This window comes from Candidatus Amarolinea dominans (genome assembly GCF_016704685.1).
GTDB lineage: Bacteria > Chloroflexota > Anaerolineae > SSC4 > Amarolineaceae > Amarolinea > Amarolinea dominans.
This window is the reverse complement of the sequence record NZ_JADIZS010000081.1, coordinates 56,320-76,323: the sequence shown is the minus strand read 5'-3', so window position 1 is coordinate 76,323 and position 20,004 is coordinate 56,320. Positions and strand designations below refer to the sequence as shown.

The window sequence follows — 20,004 nt, the reverse complement described above, 5'->3', positions numbered from 1 at the left end:
CCGTCGGATCGATGTACCGCAGCGGAGTTACATCAACATACTACCCCCGAAGCGGTTACAGATCTGCGGCATGTACGGATCGTGCAGCCACATCACCCCTTGCGCGGACAGATTGTCAAGGTGCTGCGAAACGGTCGGCGTCCGCATGCGGATGAACCATGCTGGCTCATCGAGACGGACGCAGGCGCCCGGCAGCTTGTGCCACAAGCCTGGTGTCGTGCGGTTGAGGACAGCGTGAATTTTTTGCCGATAGCCTCGACTGACCTCCCCCCTGTACACGTGACAATCTTGCGTCAACTGGCTATCATGGTGTGCGAACTCTCTCGTAAGGAGGAAACGCACCATGTCCCAGTCACGCTCACTGCCCCCGCAGTCCACCTCACCCCAACAACCTCCACCGTCTATCAGGAGTCAGGATGTCTGGCCGAGTCTGCCTCATTCCCTGCAGAGGCAGGCTGTGCTGATTCTGGCACAGATCCTTGTCAAGGTCAAGCAGATGGAGGCCAGCCATGACCAGCCCGACTAAGATTCAACCCGGCCATCTGGCTCGTCAAGCTGTGGTCTACATTCGCCAGTCCACTCCCGGTCAGGTCAAATGAGCACTTGGAGAGCCAGGCCCTGCAATACCAACTCGCCAAACGCCGTCAGCCTCGGTTGGCCCACAGAGCAGGTGCAGATCATTGACGATGACCTGGGCAAATCCGGCATCTCCAGCGCCGAGCGGACCGGCTTTCAGACGTTGGTTACCGCCGTTGGCCTCGCCCAGGTTGGCATCATTTTGGTCACCGATGTCTCGCGCCTGGCCCGCAACTGCGCTGACTGGTATCGGCTTCTCGATCTGGCCTCTCTCTGCGCCACCCTGATCTCCGATTCCGCCGGAATCTACGACCCGCGTTTGTTCGATGACCGTCTGCTGCTCGGACTCAAGGGCACCTTTGCGGAAGCCCAGTGGTACAACATGCGCACCCACCTGACTGCCGCCCTCTTCAACAAAGCCAGGCGCGGCGAACTTGCCTTACGTCTGCCGGTGGGGTATGATCGGCTTGCAGATGGCCGAGTCGTGCTGACCGCCGACCGCCAGGTGCAGGACGCCATCCGCCTGGTCTTTGCGCTCTTTCGCCAATTGGGCAGTGCGCACCGTATCCTGCACTACTGCCGCGACCACCAACTGACCCTGCCGTACCTGACATCTGATGGGTTAGGGGGGCGCCTGGTGGCGTGGCGGCCCGCCGATTTCACCGCCATCTACCAGATCTTGAAACGCCCCATCTATGCTGGCGCCTATGCCTATGGCCGTACGCAGGGTCAACACCTGCCGGGCAGTCAGGGCAAAGTGCGCCGGCAGCGCTTGCCGCAGGAAAAATGGATTGTGCTCAAACCCGACGCCCACGAGGGCTACATCACCTGGGCTGAGTACCAGGAGAACCAAAAACAACTGGCCGAAAATCGTCAGTTGGCGCCGCCAGCTGCCGCCGGACCGGCGCGGGAAGGGTCGGCCTTGCTGCAAGGCATCGTCTTGTGCGCTCGCTGTGGCCGCCCGCTGCGCCCGCGTTACCGCAACAAGCCGATCTACGTCTGCGAGGCGCTCAGCCAAGCCCTGGCCCAGCCTCGCTGCCAACGTTTCGGCGTGACGCACGTGGATGCCGCCGTCACCGAGCTTCTGTTAGCCGCCGTGCAACCGGCTCAACTCGAATTGGCATTGGTGGCCAGCCAACAGGCCGAGGCTGAACGTCAACAGTTACAGCGCCATTGGCTGGAGCGTCTGGAACACGCCCGCTACGAGGCCACCCTCGCCCGTCGGCGCTACGAACAGGTGGACCCAGACAACCGCCTGGTCGCTGCCGAGTTGGAACGACGGTGGGAAGAACAACTCGTCGCCGTTCAGACAGTCGAGCGGGCCTGGACCGAACTGCAAGCCGCAGCGCCTCTGCCACTCAGCAGCGCTGAACAGGCACAAATCCGCCGTCTGGCCCGCAAGATCTTGCCTGCCCTCTGGCATGCCCCGACCACAACGAACGCCGACCGCAAACGCCTGCTGCGCTGCCTGATCAAAACCGTGACCCTCGACAGCTTCAGTCAGGTTGGCTTTACCCGCATCCAGGTGCTGTGGCAGACCGGCGCCGCCACCGAGGTGACAGTCCCACGCCCGCGTCCCGGCTGTCGCACGCCCCAACCGGTACTGGCTCGGCTACGGGAGCTTGCCGCGACGGAGCCGGACTATCGGATCGCCGAAATCCTGAACGCCGAAGGGCGGCAGACGGCGACGCATCACGCCTGGACGAAGGAGAACGTGCGTCAGACGCGCATCAAATATCGCATCCCCACCGCGTGCGGCCCCTACGCCAGGCAACCCGGCCCGCGTGGAGATGGGTTGTTCTCGGCAGCCGAGGCGGCGCAACAACTCAACGTCTCGCCGGGCATGATCTGCGACTGGTATCGCCGCGGCCGACTGGTGGGTGAACAGCGTCAACCCCATGCCCCGCTCTGGGTGCGCCTGACAGAGGCGGATCACCACCGCTACAGCGGCGCCGCACCCCTGACCCCGGATTTGATCCTCGAGGCCGACGCACCGTCCGCCCTGGGCCTCAGTCCTGAGCAGATTCGCCAGCAGGTGCAAGCGGGTTCCCTGCTCACCTTTCGCATCTGGCGCACCCGTCGGCGCTGGTACGTCCAGCCGCCCCCCCAAAACCCCATCCCACACTCACTTGAGGTGCATTATGCTGACGTCAGCGGATTCCCGCCGGCGTAGGCGTACCTGTTAAACGACTGCGGCGCGAGCGGACTCGGCACGATCGTATCCGCGCTGATGAACATGCCGACCTGACTATCATACCACCTCGCGTTGTAGTACGCCAACCCTTCGCCGCCGGGCAGGCCTTGCTCGTGATATTGACCGGTGAACCGCTTGGTCGTGATGCCGTTGAACGCGCTCCCGCCGCGATTGCCACCGTAGGGATAGTAGAAGTTGCGGCTGTTCACCGTGCCGTTCTGATTCACCAGCACGCTCGTCGAGTGCAACTGGTCGCTCAGCGTGTAGAACACACCATTGTCGGAGGCATAACCGGTGCGACGGATGGCCCCACCTTCGTAGCACTTCGTCACCGCGCCGTTCTGGTATTCGTAGATGCCGGCGATGTAGACGGTCGTCACACCTGCGACGGTCCCTTTGACCCGGTTCCCGTCGGCGTCGTAGAGGAACGTGGCGCTCACCGCGCCGCCGGCCACGCCCAGCAGGCGGTTGTCATAGTCGAAGGCCTGGGTGTAGGCAATTCCGCCAATGGTACGGCTGGTCTGGTTGCCCACGGCGTCATAGCCATACGCGTTGCCGAACGCACCGGTCACGGCGTGTGGCTTCGTGCCGTAGGTGTAGGCGGCGCCATTGTAGCTGGTCAGGTTGCCGATGGCGTTGTAGGCGTAGGTGTGGTTGTATTGGCCCACGCCCGCCGCATTCGTAGCCGCCGTGGTCAGGCGATCCAGCCAGTCGTAGCCGAAGGTTTGCACCTGGCCGCTGTTCGCACTGTCTGCCAACGTCTGGACATTCCCGGCCAGGTCGTAGGCGTAGGTCAACTTTTGCAGGTTCTCCCACGGGCTGGCCGTGCCCGCCTTGATAGTCTCCAGGCGCAGGGTGCTGGCGTTGTAGCCGTATTGCCGCGTGAAGCCGTTGGCGCCGGAATCCACGCGCTGCTCGCTGATCTGGCCCTGCGCGTTGTAGCTGGTGGCCGCGACGTATTGCGTGCCGTCGTCGCCCGTCACGCTGGCGAGCTGGGCCACCGCGTTGTAGCCGAAGGTGACGACTTCGCCCTGCTGGCCCGCATTGCCGCCGGGATAGCGCAGCGTGGAGCGCTGGCCGGTCGTGGTGTAGCCGGTGTCGAGGCGGAACGTGCCGCCGCCCGTGCCCGGTACGGTGTATTGCTGTTGCGTGGGACGGTTGTTCACATCGTAGGCGACGGTGTAGACTTCGGTCGTGCCCTGGCTACTGTAGACCTTGCTCTTGGAGGGCAAACCGAGCTGCCCGGTCGCGTCGTAGAGCCATTCGGCCAGGATCGCGCCGGCCGCGCTATCCTGGCGCTTGCGGATCAGCCGGTTGAGCGCGTCGTACTCCAGGTAGAGCCAGCGGTTCGCGCCGTCTTTCTGGCTGGTCAGGTTGCCGGCGTTGTCGTAGCCGTAGGTCCAACTGCCCATGTCGGGGTCGGTCATGCCCGTCTTGCGGCCCAGCAGGTTATAGCCGATGCTGGTCGGGTTACCGGCCGCATCCGTGACACCCGTCAGGCGGCCGGCCAGGTCGTAGGCGTAGTTCGTGGTGTAGGTGGCGCCGCCGGTGTTGTACTCCAGCACCTGGGTCGTCTGGCCGAACGCGTCGCTGACCGCGTCCTGGCGATGGTCGTTGGCGTCGTAGCTGGACGCCAGCCAGACGTCGTAGGTGGCGCGCGTGGCCAACAACTGGGTCGCGCCGCTGCGCGTCTCGTTGCGCACCGTGCGGCCCAACTCGTCGTAGGTGGTGTAGACATAGTTTGCCAGGTTCGTCCACGTGGGCGCGACGTAGCCGCTGCCGGCCGCGATTTCGTAGGCCGCGCTGCTGTAGGCGGTCTGGCCGAGCGCGTTATACCCGGTGGAGGTCACGCTACGATTGCCGTTCGCCAGCGGGGCCTGGCTTTGCAGGCTGCGGCCAAAGCCGTCGAAGTAGCCCCAGCTTTCCAGGTAGCTGCTGGTCGCGGCGTCCTTGAGCTGTCGGGTCTTGATCCAGGCGGGCCGCTGGTCGGGCGCGCAGACGAACTCCTTGCTGGCGGGGCCGCGAGAATACGCCCTGGGGCAGGCGCACTGCGCTGGGCGGGATCGGCGCAATCGGGGGTGGCTCAGGCAGCAACATCTGTTCAGGCTGGACCACTGGCGCGAATATCTCGGGCGTCGTGGTGATTACAGGAGAAGTTACAGGGCTATTTTCACATCAGGAACCGGCCGCGGGCAGCGCCTGCACGAAGCGTACTTCCAGGAACGGCCAGCCCTGTTCCATCTTGAGCAGGCCAAAGACCTGCACCTCGCTGCCGTCCAGCAGACCTTGCGTGAGATCGGCGCTGGCATTGCGTACCCACACCGAGGCGCCGCTGCTGTCGCGCAACACCCACTGCCCCAGGCGAGGTGCGTCCGCGGGCAGATCGCCCGCCGCGGAGGTCAGGTAGGCGCCGGTCATGACGACCTCGCGCCCGGCAAAGGCCGCCGGCGCGGCGCGTACATCGGCCAGGGCCGGCGCATCGTAGTAAGGAATGTCGAGCAAGGCGCCGACCACACGCCAGGTGTTATCCGCGCGACGGTGCAGGTAGAGGTGCAGGCTGTCGGATGCACCGGCGTTTGTTTGTCGTCGCACCAGCACCGTCGCCTCACCCGGCGGCTGGAAGTCCGGCGGGTTGACAGGCAGACGCTGCGCCTCGATGCGCGCCTGTGACCCGTTCAGCGCGCGCAGCAGTGTGGCCAGGCCAGCGGCGGTGGTCCGCGGCCCCTGGTCACACGGTTGCCCGTAGGTGCAGGAAACCCAGCCTTGATCGGTCAACCAGTGCGCCAGGCCAGGCCCATCGCTCTCGGCAAGGGCGCGATCGAGGCTGGCGAGCACCGCGTCGAAGTTGGTTTCGTCGGCGGCCGGGGCAGCGGGCGGCGGAGCCGTGCGCCAGCCGGCTACGTACAGCGCCGACACGGGCAGGCTGAGCGTCGTGCTCACCTGGTCCGAAGGTCGCAGCAGATGCAGCGGCTGCCCGGCATTGCCGGTTGTGTCGAGCGCAGGTTCCCATAACACCCAGGCATCGAGCGCGTTGGGGATGGCGGGCGACCAGGTCAGCAACCGTGCCCCTGCGCCGGGCAAGGCGGTGAGCGCGGATGGCTTGCCGCTGGCAAAGGCGAGCAAGCGCACGTCGGTGACGCGGGCGGTGCGCTTATCGGCGGCCACGGTGTACATGACATAATCTTCGTCCGGCGCCAGCACATAGCTCTCGATGGGCAATGTGGCCGACAGCGCGATGGTTTGACGGCCGCTGCTCAGGTCCTGGCGCACCAGGACTGAGGCGCCTTGCGGGCTATCGGCCAGATAGTAGGCCGAGCGCCCACGCGGGCCGAGGGTTGGCGCATGCAGACGCCAGTTGGGGCCGGCCTCGTACAGATAGGGCTGTGAGGCGACGGGCTGGCCTGGCGTCAGCGCCTGAATCTGCCCGCTGCTGTCTTCCTGCTCGTTGGCGCTGAGCAGCACCAGCACCGTGTTGGCGTCTGCATTCCAGCCGAGCAGGCGCGGGTAGCCCTGGTCAAAGCTGAAGTTGTCCGTGGGCAGATCGGCCTGCAGGCGCACGATGGTCACCTGGTAGGTGCCGTTGGGGCGTTGGATGACGAGCGCCAGGGCCAGGCTGTCAGGCGCCCAGGCCAGTGCCGTCACCTGGCCGTTCACGCGGTCGGGCGGCAACAGGTTGAGAGCGGCCTCGCCGTTGAGCGGCAGGAGCCACAGGCCGTCCAATCCGTACGCCAGCCAGCGCCCATCCAAACTGAGCGCAGGCGCGCCGGGTAAACGGGTCGGCCATCGGTGGAGCAGGCGCGTATCACTTCCGTCGACGCGGGCGGTATAGAGTGACCTGCTGTTGTTGGTATCCAGCGTGTAGACCAGCCAGGGCCAGGTGGGGGCGGGAGTGCCGGGCGTTGCCGCGGGTGTTTGCGCTGCTGCGGGTGTGGGTGAAACCAGCGCCGAGGGCGCGGTTGTGATGCTGGCGATGGGTGTCGCGCTCGCTGCTGGCGCCACGATGCTGACCGGTGTGGCGGTGCCGGCCGTGGTTTGCGGGCGCTGCTGCTGCAGGCGAATCACACCCATGAAGGTGAGCACCAGCAGGGCAACGCCGGCGGCAAAGACCAGCTCACTGCCCAGGCGACGATACCAGGGCACACCCAGGTGACGCGGCGTCAGTTGGCGATGCAGGCCGGCGGCCAGGCGCGGAGATGGTGCGCGTGCCGGCAGACCCCGCAACAGGAGCGCTTCGTGTTCGGCGTAGGCGGCCAACGCCAGGCGGCAGTTGGCGCAGGTGAGCAGGTGGGCATCCACGGCCACGCGGGCGGGGTCATCCAGCTCGCGATAGTGCGCCAGGAGCAGGCGCAGATGGCGATGTTCAGCGTTGGTCATGGCCTTCTCTCCTCGATACCCACGTAGACCTGGCGGAAACGCTCGCGCGCGCGAAAGAGGCGGGTCTTGACCGCGCCACGTGAACAGCCCATGACCTGGGCGATTTCTTCTGTGGAGAAACTGTCATAAATGTAGAGTACCAGGCAGGTGCGTTGATCGGCCGGGAGTTGGGCCAACGCCGTCCGCACCGCCAGCGCCTCGGCGGTGGCGTGCTCCGGGCTGTCGGTCTGTGGGCCGGCATCGTCATCGAAGAAGGGTAGCCACTGGATCAAGCGTTTGCGGCGCAGTGCATCGTAGCAGGTATTGGTAGCGATACGATACAACCAGGCGCGGTAATTGGAATCGGCCGGCAGGCGCGCCAGGGCATGGTAGGCCTTGACGAAGGTTTCCTGGGTCAGGTCTTCGGCCTGTTCCCAATGACCGACCAGCCGCAGCACATAGCTGAACAGCGGGCGGTGATACTGGACATAGAGCCGCTCGAACAGTTCTTCCAGGGCACGCGGCGCGGCCGTGGTGGACTGTGCCTGGCTTAACATCGCGACCTCAACGTAGGCCATGCCGGTGAATTCTCTCCCGCTGATGATGGTGTCTCTGCACCATGCTGCAACGAGTGAGCCGGCAGGCGGGTTACATGCGCCATTTCAGGGCCGGTTGACCTGCACCTGCACGCTACATTCGCCAAAGTTGCCGGTGACGTCAACGGTGCGCAGATAGAGCGTGTAGGCGCCCGGCGCCAGCCCGGCGACGTTCCAACTGCCGAGTACGCCGCTGGGCACGGGCTGTCGCGAGGAGACAATGAAGGTTGGATCGCCCGCGGCGCCGCTTGGTTTGAATTCCAGTTTATAGTAATCGAATCGTTCCGCCTCAGCGCTGCCCACGATTTGCACGGCGCCGCTGACGATCTCGTTGACGCCGGGGCGCAAGAGGCGAGCACGAGAATCCGGACAACGCGGCGCGACAATGGGCGGCGCGGTGGGGCTGAGCAGCACGGTGGGTGTCGGTCGCGGCGTCGGCTTCCTGGTAGGGACGGGCGAGGGTGTGGGGGTGGTCGTGGCTGGCTCTGGTGTGGGCGTCAGCGTGGGCAGGGTCAGGGCGGTTGGCGTCGGTGACACCACGGCGTCTACCAAAGGCTGCACCGCGGCGGCCAGGTTGTGGCTGATGAAGTAAACGATGCCTATCATCACCAGCAGGAAGACACCGATGTTGAGCGCCTGATAGGTCTTGTTCAGCGCGGCTTCGCGTTCCAGGCTGAAGGCCGCCTGGCGTCGCTCCTGCCGCGCTTGCACGGCCACGCGCAAATACCAGAGGGCAACGAGCGCACACGCGGCGTAGACCCAGGGCGCATAGTCACTGATCAGCTTGACGATGATAGCCATGAGGCTTTTTCAGGCTCCGGCCGGTTTCCCGGGCGCGGGTAGGTCGGCGAGGATGGCTTGCAGGAGGGTCGTCAGCCGTGGGACGACCAGTTTGCCGGTTTCCAGCACTTCCTGGTGCGTGGTTTCGGCCTCGCTGTCAATGTCGTCAATGGCCATGTTGCTGATGGTGGAAATGCCCAGCACTCGCATACCGCCATGGCGCGCCACCACGGCTTCGGGTACGGTTGACATGCCCACGGCATCGGCGCCAATGGTGCGCAGGAAGCGGATGTCGGCCGGCGTCTCGAAGCATGGCCCGGCGAGGCACATGTAAACGCCCTGGCGCAAGGGAATTTGCAGGCGGGCGGCCGTAGCCAGGGCCAGGGCGCGCAACTGCGCATCATACACACGGGTCATGCTGGGAAAACGCAGCCCAAAGCTCGGGTCGTTAGGGCCGCGCAGCGGATTCTGCCCGGCCATGCCGATCAGGTTGATATGGTCGTTGATGAGCATCAACTCGCCGGCGTGAAACGCGGGATTGATGCCACCCGCGGCATTGGTCAAAATGACGGTGTGAATGCCCATCCGCTGCATCAGCCGCATGGGCAGCGTCACCTGCTGCATGGAATAACCTTCGTAAAAATGGACCCGGCCCTGCATGACGAGGACATCCTGGCCTTGCAGCCGGCCGATGACCAACGCGCCATCGTGTCCTTCCACCGTGCTGACGGGAAAATGCGGGATGCGACCGAAAGCGATCCGTTCGGCATCGGTGACCGCGCTGGCCAGTCCACTCAAGCCTGATCCGAGCACCATGCCCACCTGCGGTTGCTGCCGCGTTTGACTGCGGACATACGCCACGGCTTGCGCCACGTCCTCGGAGGTCACAAATTCTTTGTTCATGAGTTTCCGCCTTGCTGGTCGTTTTCTGCGGCTCGCTGTGCGGTCAGGCCGGCGTAGATAAGGGTTGTGGCGCGGCTGGCATGACCCAGCGCGTTCTGCACTTCACTCACCATGTCTGCCGTACCGCTGGCCAGCCTGTGCGTTGCGGACGAGCTGCGCAGAACGTGCGGCGTCACATCTGCGGTCATGCCTATTTGTTCGGCATAGGACTTGACGATCAACCAAAGGCCCTGGCGGGTCAGGCGCTGGCCGCGATGGTTGACGAACAGAGCCTCGTTTTTGGCACGGATGCTCGTCAGGTGCGGGCGCCCGTCCGCCAGGTAAGTGGCCAGGGCGTTGGCCGCCCGCTCGCTGAGGTGGATGGCACGCGTGTCCTTGTCGTAGCGTTCGCACCAGACGATGTGAGCCTGCAGACTGACGTCGTTGATGTTCAGCGCGGCGATTTCACTGGTGCGCATGCCGGTTGCGTACAGCAGTTCCAGCAGGGCGCTGTCGCGCAGGGCTTTGGGATGCGATCCCTGCGCTGGCGCTGCGAGTAAGAGCTCAACCGTGGCTTGATCCATGATCTGGGGCGGGGCTTTCAGAACCGCCGGTGTGGTGATCGGCTTGCTCGGGTCGTCACTGACGATCTGTGTGTCCATCAGATAATGAAAGAACGACTTGATGGCCGCGATTTTGCGCGCGATGCTGGCCGCCGCATACTCGCGCTGCTTCAGATCGAGGACATAATCAATGATGTCGTTGGTGCTGATGTCGCTCCAGGTCGTTGGGGTGCCGTCGCGCCTGCGATCATGCACATAGGCGAAGAACTGACCGAGATCGTTATGATACGCGGCAACGGTGTTTTCTTTGCCTTTTTTGCCTTTCTTGCTGGCAAGGCTGGCAAGGAAACGGTCAATCTGTTGTTGCATGTCCTCTCCCTCTTGCTCCCATTCAGTTACTTCTCCCGTTGTGATTACTTCTCTGGCAATCATGAAAAAGGTGTTTGGGCCGACCTGCAGACCCCAACACCGTCAGGAGTGAGAAATGGCATGTTGCTACGACGAATGGCACTGCTCTTTATCATTCTACTGCATAACTTGCCATAAACCAAAAACCGGGACGTAGACTGGGATGAGACGACAGGCCAGGCCGCGCCTATAACAACAGCATGGCGTCGCCGAAGGAAAAGAACCGATAGCCCTGTTGGATGGCCGCAGCATAGGCTCGATCAATCAGGGGCTTGCCGGCAAACGCGCTGACGAGCATGAGCAGGGTGGAACGCGGGAGATGAAAATTGGTGATCAGGGCATCCACGGTGTGAAAGACGGCGCCCGGTGTCAGGAAGAGGTTGGTCCAGCCGCTGAATGGGCGCAGGCTGCCCTCGCTGCCCGGCTGGCGGCTGGCCGTTTCAAGCACGCGCACGGCTGTGGTGCCCACCGCCACGCAGCGTCCGCCGGCGCGGCGATGGGCTTCGATGGCAGCAGCAGCGGCCGGCGTCAGTTCGGCCCATTCGTGGTGCATCTGGTGGTCGGCAATGCGTTCCACCCGCAGCGGCCGAAAAGTATCAAGCCCGATGTGCAGGGTGATGAAGGCAAAGCCGATGCCTTGCGCGGCCAGGCGCTCGATCAAGGTCGGGGTGAAGTGCAGCCCGGCCGTGGGCGCGGCCGCCGAACCGCTGACCCGGGCGTAGATGGTCTGATAACGCTCGGCATCGCGCAAGGGTTCGTGAATGTAGGGCGGCAAGGGGACTTCGCCCAGGCGCGCCAACTCAGGCAGGGGCGGGCGTTCGAATTCGATGAGACGACTGCCGGCCGCCAACTCGGCCACGATGTGGGCGCGGAGGGTGGGCGCGGCCGGTGCGGTTAGTTCGATGACCAGGCCAGGGCGCAGGCGATGGCCGCGTACCAGGGCCTCCCAACGCACGTCGCTGACGCGGGTCAGCAGCAACACCTCAACCTGGCCGCCGCTCTCTTTGCGCCCGTGTAGGCGCACGGGGAGGACGCGACTATCGTTGGCGACCAGAATGTCGCCGGGCCGCAGATAGTCACCGATGGCAGCAAAGGACCGATGGGTAAGCTCGCCGGACGGACGATGCACCACCAGCAGGCGCGAGGCATCGCGTGGCTCGATTGGCGTCTGTGCGATGCGGTCCGCTGGGAGGTCGTAGTCGAAGTCTGAAGTTTTCACGGCAGGATCACGCGTGGTCCTACTCGGCCTCGGCCGGCAGGTCAGGGCTGAAGAGGGGCGCCTGGGCCGCGCTGGCTGCGGCGGGCGGCGTCAGTCCCAGGTGCTGATAGGCGCGCGCGGTGACCGTGCGCCCGCGCGGGGTGCGGTCCAGGAAACCGAGCTGCAGCAGGTATGGCTCCACGACATCCATGATGGTGTCGGCCTCCTCGGAAATGGAGGCGCCGATTGTTTCCAGGCCCACCGGTCCACCGCCGAACTTTTCGATGATGGCGCGCAGAACCTGGCGATCGAGGTCGTCCAATCCGAGTTCGTCAATGTCGAGCAGGCGCAAGGCGGCATCCGTGACCGCGGCATCAATGACGCCATCGGCGCGCACTTGCGCGTAGTCACGCACGCGGCGCAGGAGGCGCAGCGCGATGCGCGGCGTGCCGCGGGCGCGACGGGCGATCTCACTGGCGCCATCCGCCGACGTTGGGACTTTGAGGAGCGCGGCGGCCCGCGTCACAATGCTTTCGAGGGCGTCTTGTGTGTAGAAATCGAAACGGTAGACGGCGCCAAAACGTGCCCGCAGCGGCGCGGTCATCAGCGCCAGGCGGGTTGTGGCGCCAATCACGCTGAAGCGCGGCAGCTTGAGGCGGATGGAACGGGCGCTGGGGCCTTTGCCGATGACGATGTCGAGCGCGTAGTCTTCCATGGCGGGGTAGAGAATTTCTTCGACGGCGCGACCGAGGCGATGCACTTCATCAATGAAGAGCACATCGCCCCCGCTCAGGTTGGTCAGGATGGCGGCCAGGTCGCCGGCGCGCTCGATGACCGGGCCGGCGGTGACTTTCAGATTGGCGCCCATCTCGTTGGCGATGACCGCGGCCAGCGTGGTCTTGCCCAAGCCGGGCGGGCCGTAGAGCAGGACATGGTCCAGGGTCTCTTTACGGCGCTTGGCGGCTTCGATCAGAATGCGCAGGTTGTCCCGCAGCCTGTCCTGGCCAATCATTTCGGTCAGGGTGCGTGGGCGTAGGGCGGCATCGAGGGCGATCTCTTCCGGGCGTTTGGATGCTGCAATGGTGCGGTCAGTCATGCCTGTCGTCTCATCTCTCTTGCTGGCGGTCGGCGCAGCACGATGTGCCGTCGCCCGAACTCTTGTTCGGCTGGATTATACCAAAAGCAATAGGGAACCCCAAGTTGGTGAGGCGCAGGGTGTATTGACGTGAATTTCATTTCGTGGTATAACAGGCGCGCTCTTAGTGTGGCGCAATGGCTGTATGTGGGATGGAGTGTGGATCAGATGAATCGTGAAGAATTGGTAGACCGCGAGCGGATAAAGCTGGAAGCCGGACGCACGGACCTCGAAGCCAAGATTCAGCACCTGGGTGAATGGTTGAAGAGCGAAGTTGATATTGATGCGGAGGAGGGCGATCCAGATCTTTTCGAGCGCGAGAAGAACCTGGCCTTGCTCAATACCCTGGAGCGTCGTCTGGAACAAATCAACAGCGCGCTGCGGGCTATTAGCAAAGGTCTGTATGGCGTCTGCGAACGCTGCGGTCAGCCCATTGACCCGGCGCGGCTGGAAGTCAAGCCGGACGCCACGCTCTGCTTGAAGTGTCAGCAAGACGTGGAACGCCTGGTCAGGCGCGGCCTGGCGCCCACTCAGATTGATTGGGAGCGTTAGGCCGTGGAAGGTCTATTTGTCTCGAACCATCCGCTCATTCGACACAAGGTGGCTCTGCTGCGCGACATCCAGACCGAGCCGAAGAAGTTCCGCGAGCTGATCCGCGAGATTGCCATCTTGTTGGCCTATGAGGCGACGAGCGACCTGGGACTTTCGCCAGTGACGGTGACAACACCGATGGGACAGGCGGACGGCACGATCCTGGCTGAGAAGATCGGCCTGGTGCCGATTCTGCGCGCCGGCCTGGGTATGGTGGAAGGCATCTGGGAAATGATGCCGGGTGCTGAGGTTTGGCATCTTGGCGTCTATCGTGACGAGAAGACCCTGCGGCCCGTGCAGTATTACAACAAGCTGCCGGTGGCGCCGACGGTGCAGGTTTGCCTGGTGTTGGACCCCATGCTGGCGACGGGCGGCTCGGCCGTGGCCTGCATTGACATTCTAAAACGCTGGGGCGCACGCCGCATCAAGTTCGTGGGCATCATCGCCGCGCCGGAGGGTGTCGCAGCCTTGCACGAGGCCCACCCCGATGTCCCAATTCATATCGCTGTGCTCGATTCGCACCTGAACGAGATTGGCTACATCGTACCGGGCCTGGGCGATGCCGGCGATCGGCAGTTTGGCACCGGATGATGGGCGCCACGGCCAAGTCAGGTCGTCCACCGTGGGATCAATACTTCATGAGTATCACCGCGCAGGTTGCCACGCGCAGCACATGTGATCGCGCGCAGGTGGGCGCGGTCATCGTCAAGGAGCGCCGGATTCTGACCACGGGCTACAACGGCTCACCCGCCGGCTTGCCGCACTGTGACGACATCGGCCACCTGATGGTGGACGGCCACTGTGTGCGCACGCTGCATGCCGAGCAAAACGCCATTTTGCAGGCCGCCCTGCATGGGGTCTCTGTGCAAGGTGGCACGGTTTATGTGACGCACCAGCCGTGCCTGACCTGCGCGAAGATGATCATCAATGCTGGCTTGCTGCGCGTGGTCTATGCGGGCGATTATCCGGACGAAAACGCCCGCGCCTTCCTGTCGCAGGCAGGCGTGGCCTTGATTCGCTATGATTCCCTGATGGCTCCTGCGTCAGCCGGCGCGGCTTAGCTGCGCGCGGCGCCGGGCGCAACCGGACGATGTCTATCACCCATGATGCAACGTAAACGATGCTGGCCTTCCGTCCCCCACTCCCTGCTCGCCAGGCCCACCTGGTTGTGTCTCCTGTGCATGCTCGCCCTGCTCAATGCCTGCGATTCGCGCCCCGGGCCGGCAACGACCCCGGCCGCCAGCGCCGTCACTTTGACCTGGGCCGTTACGCTGCCCGCGGGCACGCCGCCCGACGAGGAGATCTTTCTCAGCGGCAATTGGAACCAATGGCAGGCCGCCGATCCGGCACTGCGCCTGGTGCGCCAGCAGGGCCGGGCGACGCTAACCCTGACAGTAGAAAAGGGGCAAACGTTGGAATACACATTCACGCGCGGCAGTTGGGCCAAGCGCGAGGCTGACGAAACGGGGCAGCCGGTTCCCAATCATGTGCTGTTGGTTGAGACCGCGCGCGCGATTGATCTGCAACTGGCCGGCTGGTCAGACCTGCGCCAGGAAGCCGGCATCACCACGCCAACCCCGGATCCATCCCTGGTTAATCCGTATGATCCACGTGCCCAACGTGTGCAGCTTCTCAGCCGGGCCTTGGGCATCCGCAAGACGTTCTTCATCTACGTGCCCCCGGACGCCGCTGCGCATCCCGCTGAGCGCTATCCTGTGCTCTATCTGTTCCGCGGACATGAGCGCGAATGGGTGAACCCGGCCGAGGATATGTCGCGCGGCAACCGCAATGTGATTGACGTTTACGAAGAATTGGTGGCTGCCGGCGCCATTGGCCCGATGGTGCTGGTCTTTCCAGGCATTTCCAGTAACGACAATGTGTACAGCGGCATGTTGGTCAACATGATTGACCCGGAAAAGACGCATGGCGCCCGCGGGGTTGGTTCGGGCCGCTTCGAGGATTATTTCTTGCAGGACCTGATCCCGTTTATCAATGCCAACTATCCGGTGCTGCCAGGCGCCGCCCATCGCGGGGTGGATGGATTTTCGTTGGGCGGCTTCATGGCGGTCAAAATTGCGACGCAGCATCCTGATTGGTTTGCGACTGTGGGCGCCTATGATGGCCTTTTCTTCTACGCCGGCGTGATTTCCAACGTGGTGACCTCCACCCTGGGGGTGACCCTGACCGCGCCGCTGTCCAACCCGCTGGTCACCAACGACACGACGAGCGTGCGCCTGGGCATCAGCCTGGATGATCGTTCGTTCCAGAATGGACTCTTTGATCCTGTGTTTGGCTCTCCACGAAACATTCAGTTCGCTGTGGCCAATAACCCCGCCAATCTTCTCCTCAACACGCCGGCTGACGCCTTCGAACACCTGCACTGGTTCATCGAATACGGGCCAGAGTCGCGGGAGCCGCACGATTCCAACTTCTATCGCGGTCAATACTTCATCAACCTGCTGGCGCGCATGGGGCTGGTCAACGATGGCGGCGCCGTTGCCAATGGCCGGCACACCTGGGCACAGGCAGATCAGCACCTGGCGCGCACCCTGCCCAAGCACTACGCCGTGCTCAGCGCACCGTGACCGCTCTTGTAAACATCATCACAAACTGACATTCATCATGTTAGTGGCCGTTGCGCGGTGATACACTGGGCGCAACTGCTGCGAATCATGAGGAGTCTGCGATGCTTTCGCTCCAAGAGCGGCTTGGCCAGGGCGATACGATATTGCTCGACGGCGCAACCGGCACTGAACTACAGCGGCGTCAGATTCCGACGCCGCTGCCGTTGTGGTCGGCCGCGGCGTTGATCAACCAGCCGGAAGCGGTGCGCCAGATTCACCTCGATTACCTGGCGGCCGGCGCGGACATCCTGACGGCCAATAGCTTTCGCACCTATCGGCGCACCCTGGCGCGCGCCGGGTTGGGCGATCGGGCGCAAACCTTGACCTACCGTGCGGCCACGTTGGCGATTCAGGCGCGACGGGATGCCGGTTTACGCAGCAGTGTCCTGATTGCCGGCTCGATGAGCCCGCTGGAAGATTGCTACGCGCCGCACCTGGTGCCAACCCAGGCCGAGTGCGAGGTTGAGCACGATGAGATGGCGCGCTACCTCGCGGCGGCCGGGGTGGACCTGATCCTGGTGGAAACGATGAACACGATCCGCGAGGCCGTGGCCGCCGCGTCGGCGGCGCAGCGCACCGGTCTGCCCTTCATGGTGAGCTTTGTGTGTGGCAACAACCAGCGTCTGCTCAGCGGTGAGACCCTGGGCGAGGCTGTCGCCGTGCTGGCGCCGCTCGACCCGCTGGGGCTGCTGGTCAACTGCATGTCAACACCGGCGGTATTGTCTGCCCTGCAAGAGTTGCGGGCGGTGACGGATCGGCCGATTGGCGCCTATGCCAACGTCGGTCATGCACAATCGGATTGGGGATGGGATTTTACTGAGGATATTTCAGCCGAGGCTTACGGGCGCCATGTGCGCAGTTGGCTGGCGATTGGCGCACAAATCGTCGGTGGTTGTTGTGGCACCACCCCCGCGCACATCGCCATCCTGGCCGACGTGATCTATGACCACGCCGAGGTGAGCAATTATCGTCCGGTACGCAATCGGGAATTTGTTTTGGCTTGATTTCGGCGGCTACGCTTGGTTAGCGTGTGTACCTCCTGTGTGAGTGCGGCGGGATTGTGGGAATCCCGCCGCACTTTATTTCAGGCGCCAAGTCAACCGTCTGCAGGTGTTTGCGCCGCGATGGCAGCCTGGAAGTTCCCTTCGAAGCAGCGGCTCAGATGTTGGGTGATGGGGCCGGGGCGGCCGTCGCCGATCGGCTGACCGTTGATGCGCACCAGCGGCATGATGTGGCGGCTGGTGCTGGTGAGAAAGGCCTCATCCCAGGCGCAAATCTCGCTCTCTGCCAGCGGCGCGGCGACGACTTCGATGCCTTCGCGTGCGGCCAGGGCCAGCACGATGTCGGCTGTGACGCCGGCCAGCACCTCCTCCGGCGGCGGCGTCAGCAGGCGCCCGTCGCGCACAACGAACAGGTTGGAACTGGAACCTTCTTTGATCGTACCGCGACTCTGCAGCAGCCCTTCATGCTCCCCCTGGCGCTGCGCTTGGCGGCGGGCCAGGAAATTGACCAGCGTGTTGAGCGATTTGGCCTGGGGCAAGGCGCGTTCGCCTTCGAAGGTCACCGCGCCCGCGCCTTCGCTGTAGAACTGCGCCGGATAGATCGGCAAACTCTGCGCCCAGATGAATGAATCACCTTCGGCGCCGCCATTGGCGCCGAGCACAAAAAGCCGCAGCAGGCAGCTCTGGAGTTGACTGGCCGCCAGCAGCGCGGGAATCCAGCTCGCGATCTGTGCGCGGTCATGCGGCAGCGTCATTTCGAGGATCGCGGCCGAGCCGGCCAGCCGCGCCAGGTGCTCCTCCAGGTGAAAGATCACGCCGGACGCGACCTGGATAGATTCATAGATGCCGTAGGCGCCGTAGAGGGCTGGATGAAACACCGGCACCTGCGCCTGCGCCGCCGTCACCAGGCGGCCGTTGTGACAAACAATTTCAGCTTGTGGAAAAGACATGCCCACTCTCGTTCAAGACAATACGGGGACGAGCGGTCGCATCATCAGGTCGCGCCCGCGGTCAATTTCCCAGGGATATACGATCCATTTGTGCGTGATGGCCGCGTAGTAGTTTGGCCCCTCACGTGCAAAGAACGACTGCCCCGGCTTGTAGTGCAGGACAGCCGTTTCGACGACGCCCCCCACCGCTTCGGTGCGGCCCTTGACGGTCATGATGGTACGCCCACTGTCCCAGATGTCGTCTACCACCAGGATAGTCTTGTGGCGCAGTTGGGAATCGGCCGGGAACTGCCAGAAAGTCGGCCAGGCCAGTTTTTGTTCGGACGACGGCAAGAAGTCCACCGCCGCGGTCAGCACAACCTGCAGGCTGAGCGCCTCGGCGATGAGGCCGCCGGGAATAATACCGCCGCGTGTAATCATCAGCAGCGCATCGTAACCCCGCTTGAACTGCGGGATCAGGTGATCAATGAGGGCATCCACGTCTTGCCAGGCCAGGTATTCACGCTCCACGGCACACTCCTTTGCTTGCTCCATAACATGCAGACTGCGCCATCAGACCTTATCGGGAATAAGTCGAGTTGTAGATAAGGCCTATTGTACCCAACTTTGAGAGCAACCCCAAAACAACCAAGCCCGTGCGCGTGGACTGCCCGCGCAGGCGCCCTTTGGGCAGCCTGACGCCCTGGAAATGTCTGTCGGTTTGTGATATAATAAGTTGACTGTTGGAGGGAGAAGAATTATGAAGAGGTCTGTGTCTGCCGTTGCGGCTCTGTTCATCGTACTGAGCCTCATCCTCAGTGCCTGCGGTGGCGGCGCGACTCCGACGCCAGCTCCGACCACGATCCCTGAAGCCACCAAGCCTCCTGAAGCAACGAAGACCCCCGAAGCAACGAAGACCCCTGAAGCAACGAAGACTCCTGCGCCGACCAAGTCCGCGGAAGCTATCCAGATCATCATTTGGCACGGTTGGGCCGGCGACTATCTGAAGCCCATCGAGACTGCGTTCAGGACCTACGAAGCGGCGCACCCTGGCATCACGATCGAACTCTCCAAGGTTGACAATCTGAGCGACGCCCTGGCCATTGCCGTGCCGGTCCGCGAAGGCCCCGACATCGTGGCCTGGACCAATGACCAGATCGGCAATAACGCGCTCGTTGGCAACATTGTCCCACTGAACGACCTCGGGGTTGACGAAGCTTTCCTCAAGTCCACTTACGAAGCGGCCCCCGTCAACGGCATGATTTGGAACGGCGAGATCTGGGGCCTGCCCGAAACCGAGGAAGGCATCACACTGGTCTACAACAAGGCGTTGGTGAACGAATCGGACTTCCCGACCGATCCGCAGGACTTCGCGGGCCTGTTGGCCGCGGCCAAGACTTTTGCTGAGAAGAACCCCGGCAAGTTCCTCATCTGCAACCAGGGCCTGGGCAATTCCGATGCGTACCATGTGGCGCCTATCTACTTTGGCCACGGTGTTCCCAGCTATGTGGATGACCAGGGCAAGGTTTATCTGAACACCCCTGAAGGTTTGGCTGCCGCAGAGTGGATCAAGGCCTTCAGCGCGTACGCGCCGAAAGAAACCAGCCACGACATTTGCAGGTACATGCTGTTGGAAGGCCAGGCGGCCGCGTGGTGGACTGACCGGTGGGCCATTGCTGACGTGGAAGCTGCCGGGCTGGACTACGGTCTGAAGGCGTTCGGTCGCCCGTTCGTGGGCATCAGGACCCTGATGCTCACGCCGAATGCGGTTGAGCGTGAGCATGCCGCAGCCGCGCTGGACGTCATGAGGTACTTCACCAGTGCAGACGTCCAGAAGGGCCTCGCGCTGATCAACAAGACCGTGCCCGCGGCTTCCGCAGCCCTCAGCTCGGTTGAGTTGGCAACCGCGACCACGATTCAGGGCTTCGCGGCCGCGCTGGCACTCGGCGTACCGAATGCCAACACGCCGTTCGCGGAGGCCCAGTGGGACGCGGTGGGTGATGTTACGACCGCGATCTGGAACGGTTCTCAGACGCCGGCCGCTGCCATGAAGGCGGCGCAAGCGGCGATCGAGAACAAGATCAGGCAGATGAAGTAATCTGCATCAATCCCCCCGTTGAGTGGGGGCATCTTCACCTGTCAGGAGATGCCATCGAAACCCTGAGGTACTGCCG

At 63.4% G+C, this 20,004-nt stretch carries 18 protein-coding genes; 7 read left to right on the top strand and 11 right to left on the bottom strand.

Going from position 1 to position 20,004, the window contains the following annotated elements:
• Positions 1 to 27: 27 nt before the first annotated feature.
• Entirely contained in the window at positions 28 to 207 is a 180-nt protein-coding gene (locus IPF85_RS27715; RefSeq protein WP_343411285.1) for a hypothetical protein, read from the bottom strand.
• A 388-nt stretch (positions 208 to 595) separates the two neighbouring features.
• Between IPF85_RS27715 and IPF85_RS27710 the strand changes: the two genes are divergently transcribed.
• Complete coding sequence (locus tag IPF85_RS27710) at positions 596 to 2,749, top strand: recombinase family protein (RefSeq protein WP_343411284.1); 2,154 nt, start codon at positions 596 to 598, stop codon at positions 2,747 to 2,749.
• On the opposite strand, the gene IPF85_RS27705 is transcribed toward IPF85_RS27710, so the two are convergent.
• From IPF85_RS27705 to ruvB, 8 genes are all read right to left on the bottom strand, one after another.
• The gene (locus tag IPF85_RS27705) at positions 2,716 to 4,842 is read right to left on the bottom strand and encodes an RHS repeat-associated core domain-containing protein (RefSeq protein ID WP_343411283.1); all 2,127 of its coding nucleotides are present in this window, start codon (positions 4,840 to 4,842) and stop codon (positions 2,716 to 2,718) included. The two genes, IPF85_RS27710 and IPF85_RS27705, sit on opposite strands and share 34 nt — an antisense overlap.
• Positions 4,843 to 4,945: 103 nt before the next feature.
• The gene (locus IPF85_RS27700) at positions 4,946 to 7,144 is read right to left on the bottom strand and encodes a zf-HC2 domain-containing protein (protein ID WP_343411282.1); all 2,199 of its coding nucleotides are present in this window, start codon (positions 7,142 to 7,144) and stop codon (positions 4,946 to 4,948) included.
• Positions 7,141 to 7,680 carry a sigma-70 family RNA polymerase sigma factor gene (locus IPF85_RS27695; protein ID WP_343411281.1) on the bottom strand — a complete coding sequence of 180 codons (540 nt, stop codon included), beginning with the start codon at positions 7,678 to 7,680 and terminating at the stop codon, positions 7,141 to 7,143. Before IPF85_RS27695 ends, IPF85_RS27700 begins: the two co-directional genes overlap by 4 nt.
• Positions 7,681 to 7,785: 105 nt before the next feature.
• Complete coding sequence (locus IPF85_RS27690) at positions 7,786 to 8,520, bottom strand: hypothetical protein (protein ID WP_343411280.1); 735 nt, start codon at positions 8,518 to 8,520, stop codon at positions 7,786 to 7,788.
• Between the two features lie 9 nt (positions 8,521 to 8,529).
• Positions 8,530 to 9,402 carry a purine-nucleoside phosphorylase gene (locus IPF85_RS27685; RefSeq protein WP_343411279.1) on the bottom strand — a complete coding sequence of 291 codons (873 nt, stop codon included), beginning with the start codon at positions 9,400 to 9,402 and terminating at the stop codon, positions 8,530 to 8,532.
• Entirely contained in the window at positions 9,399 to 10,313 is a 915-nt protein-coding gene (locus IPF85_RS27680) for a tyrosine-type recombinase/integrase (protein WP_343411278.1), read from the bottom strand. Before IPF85_RS27680 ends, IPF85_RS27685 begins: the two co-directional genes overlap by 4 nt.
• Positions 10,314 to 10,539: 226 nt before the next feature.
• A complete protein-coding gene (gene queA, locus IPF85_RS27675) occupies positions 10,540 to 11,571 on the bottom strand; it encodes a tRNA preQ1(34) S-adenosylmethionine ribosyltransferase-isomerase QueA (RefSeq protein ID WP_343411277.1) in 1,032 nt (343 codons plus the stop codon).
• Positions 11,572 to 11,590: 19 nt separating this feature from the next.
• Positions 11,591 to 12,646 carry a Holliday junction branch migration DNA helicase RuvB gene (gene ruvB, locus IPF85_RS27670; protein ID WP_343411276.1) on the bottom strand — a complete coding sequence of 352 codons (1,056 nt, stop codon included), beginning with the start codon at positions 12,644 to 12,646 and terminating at the stop codon, positions 11,591 to 11,593.
• 207 nt (positions 12,647 to 12,853) lie between these two features.
• Here ruvB and IPF85_RS27665 point away from each other — a divergent pair, with 207 nt between their 5' ends.
• The 5 genes from IPF85_RS27665 to IPF85_RS27645 all read left to right on the top strand — a co-directional run bounded on the left by IPF85_RS27665 (position 12,854) and on the right by IPF85_RS27645 (position 16,904).
• Positions 12,854 to 13,237, top strand: a complete 384-nt coding sequence (locus IPF85_RS27665) for a TraR/DksA C4-type zinc finger protein (RefSeq protein WP_343411275.1) — start codon at positions 12,854 to 12,856, stop codon at positions 13,235 to 13,237.
• Positions 13,238 to 13,240: 3 nt separating this feature from the next.
• A complete protein-coding gene (upp, locus tag IPF85_RS27660; protein WP_343411274.1) occupies positions 13,241 to 13,867 on the top strand; it encodes a uracil phosphoribosyltransferase in 627 nt (208 codons plus the stop codon).
• On the top strand, positions 13,867 to 14,337 hold the full coding sequence (locus IPF85_RS27655; protein ID WP_343411288.1) for a cytidine/deoxycytidylate deaminase family protein: 471 nt from the start codon (positions 13,867 to 13,869) through the stop codon (positions 14,335 to 14,337). The genes upp and IPF85_RS27655 overlap by 1 nt, the downstream gene beginning before the upstream one ends.
• A 42-nt stretch (positions 14,338 to 14,379) precedes the next feature.
• Positions 14,380 to 15,861, top strand: coding sequence for an alpha/beta hydrolase-fold protein (locus IPF85_RS27650; protein WP_343411273.1), 1,482 nt, complete (start codon positions 14,380 to 14,382; stop codon positions 15,859 to 15,861).
• Positions 15,862 to 15,962: 101 nt separating this feature from the next.
• Complete coding sequence (locus IPF85_RS27645; RefSeq protein ID WP_343411272.1) at positions 15,963 to 16,904, top strand: homocysteine S-methyltransferase family protein; 942 nt, start codon at positions 15,963 to 15,965, stop codon at positions 16,902 to 16,904.
• A 92-nt stretch (positions 16,905 to 16,996) separates the two neighbouring features.
• Here IPF85_RS27645 and IPF85_RS27640 read toward each other — a convergent pair whose 3' ends face one another.
• A complete protein-coding gene (locus IPF85_RS27640; RefSeq protein WP_343411271.1) occupies positions 16,997 to 17,851 on the bottom strand; it encodes an aminotransferase class IV in 855 nt (284 codons plus the stop codon).
• 12 nt (positions 17,852 to 17,863) lie between these two features.
• Entirely contained in the window at positions 17,864 to 18,361 is a 498-nt protein-coding gene (locus tag IPF85_RS27635) for a phosphoribosyltransferase family protein (RefSeq protein WP_343411270.1), read from the bottom strand.
• Positions 18,362 to 18,602: 241 nt separating this feature from the next.
• On the opposite strand from IPF85_RS27635, the gene IPF85_RS27630 reads away from it, so the two are divergent.
• On the top strand, positions 18,603 to 19,928 hold the full coding sequence (locus IPF85_RS27630; RefSeq protein ID WP_343411269.1) for an extracellular solute-binding protein: 1,326 nt from the start codon (positions 18,603 to 18,605) through the stop codon (positions 19,926 to 19,928).
• The last annotated feature ends 76 nt before the right edge of the window (positions 19,929 to 20,004 follow it).

Bases quoted from the DNA above. Each gene is read 5' to 3' on its own strand.
- IPF85_RS27710 (WP_343411284.1), top strand. From the start codon at position 596: ATGAGCACTTGGAGAGCCAGGCCCTGCAATACCAACTCGCCAAACGCC.
- IPF85_RS27700 (WP_343411282.1), bottom strand. From the start codon at position 7,144: ATGACCAACGCTGAACATCGCCATCTGCGCCTGCTCCTGGCGCACTAT.
- IPF85_RS27695 (WP_343411281.1), bottom strand. From the start codon at position 7,680: ATGTTAAGCCAGGCACAGTCCACCACGGCCGCGCCGCGTGCCCTGGAA.
- IPF85_RS27690 (WP_343411280.1), bottom strand. From the start codon at position 8,520: ATGGCTATCATCGTCAAGCTGATCAGTGACTATGCGCCCTGGGTCTAC.
- IPF85_RS27685 (WP_343411279.1), bottom strand. From the start codon at position 9,402: ATGAACAAAGAATTTGTGACCTCCGAGGACGTGGCGCAAGCCGTGGCG.
- IPF85_RS27680 (WP_343411278.1), bottom strand. From the start codon at position 10,313: ATGCAACAACAGATTGACCGTTTCCTTGCCAGCCTTGCCAGCAAGAAA.
- ruvB (WP_343411276.1), bottom strand. From the start codon at position 12,646: ATGACTGACCGCACCATTGCAGCATCCAAACGCCCGGAAGAGATCGCC.
- IPF85_RS27665 (WP_343411275.1), top strand. From the start codon at position 12,854: ATGAATCGTGAAGAATTGGTAGACCGCGAGCGGATAAAGCTGGAAGCC.
- IPF85_RS27655 (WP_343411288.1), top strand. From the start codon at position 13,867: ATGGGCGCCACGGCCAAGTCAGGTCGTCCACCGTGGGATCAATACTTC.
- IPF85_RS27650 (WP_343411273.1), top strand. From the start codon at position 14,380: ATGATGCAACGTAAACGATGCTGGCCTTCCGTCCCCCACTCCCTGCTC.
- IPF85_RS27645 (WP_343411272.1), top strand. From the start codon at position 15,963: ATGCTTTCGCTCCAAGAGCGGCTTGGCCAGGGCGATACGATATTGCTC.
- IPF85_RS27640 (WP_343411271.1), bottom strand. From the start codon at position 17,851: ATGTCTTTTCCACAAGCTGAAATTGTTTGTCACAACGGCCGCCTGGTG.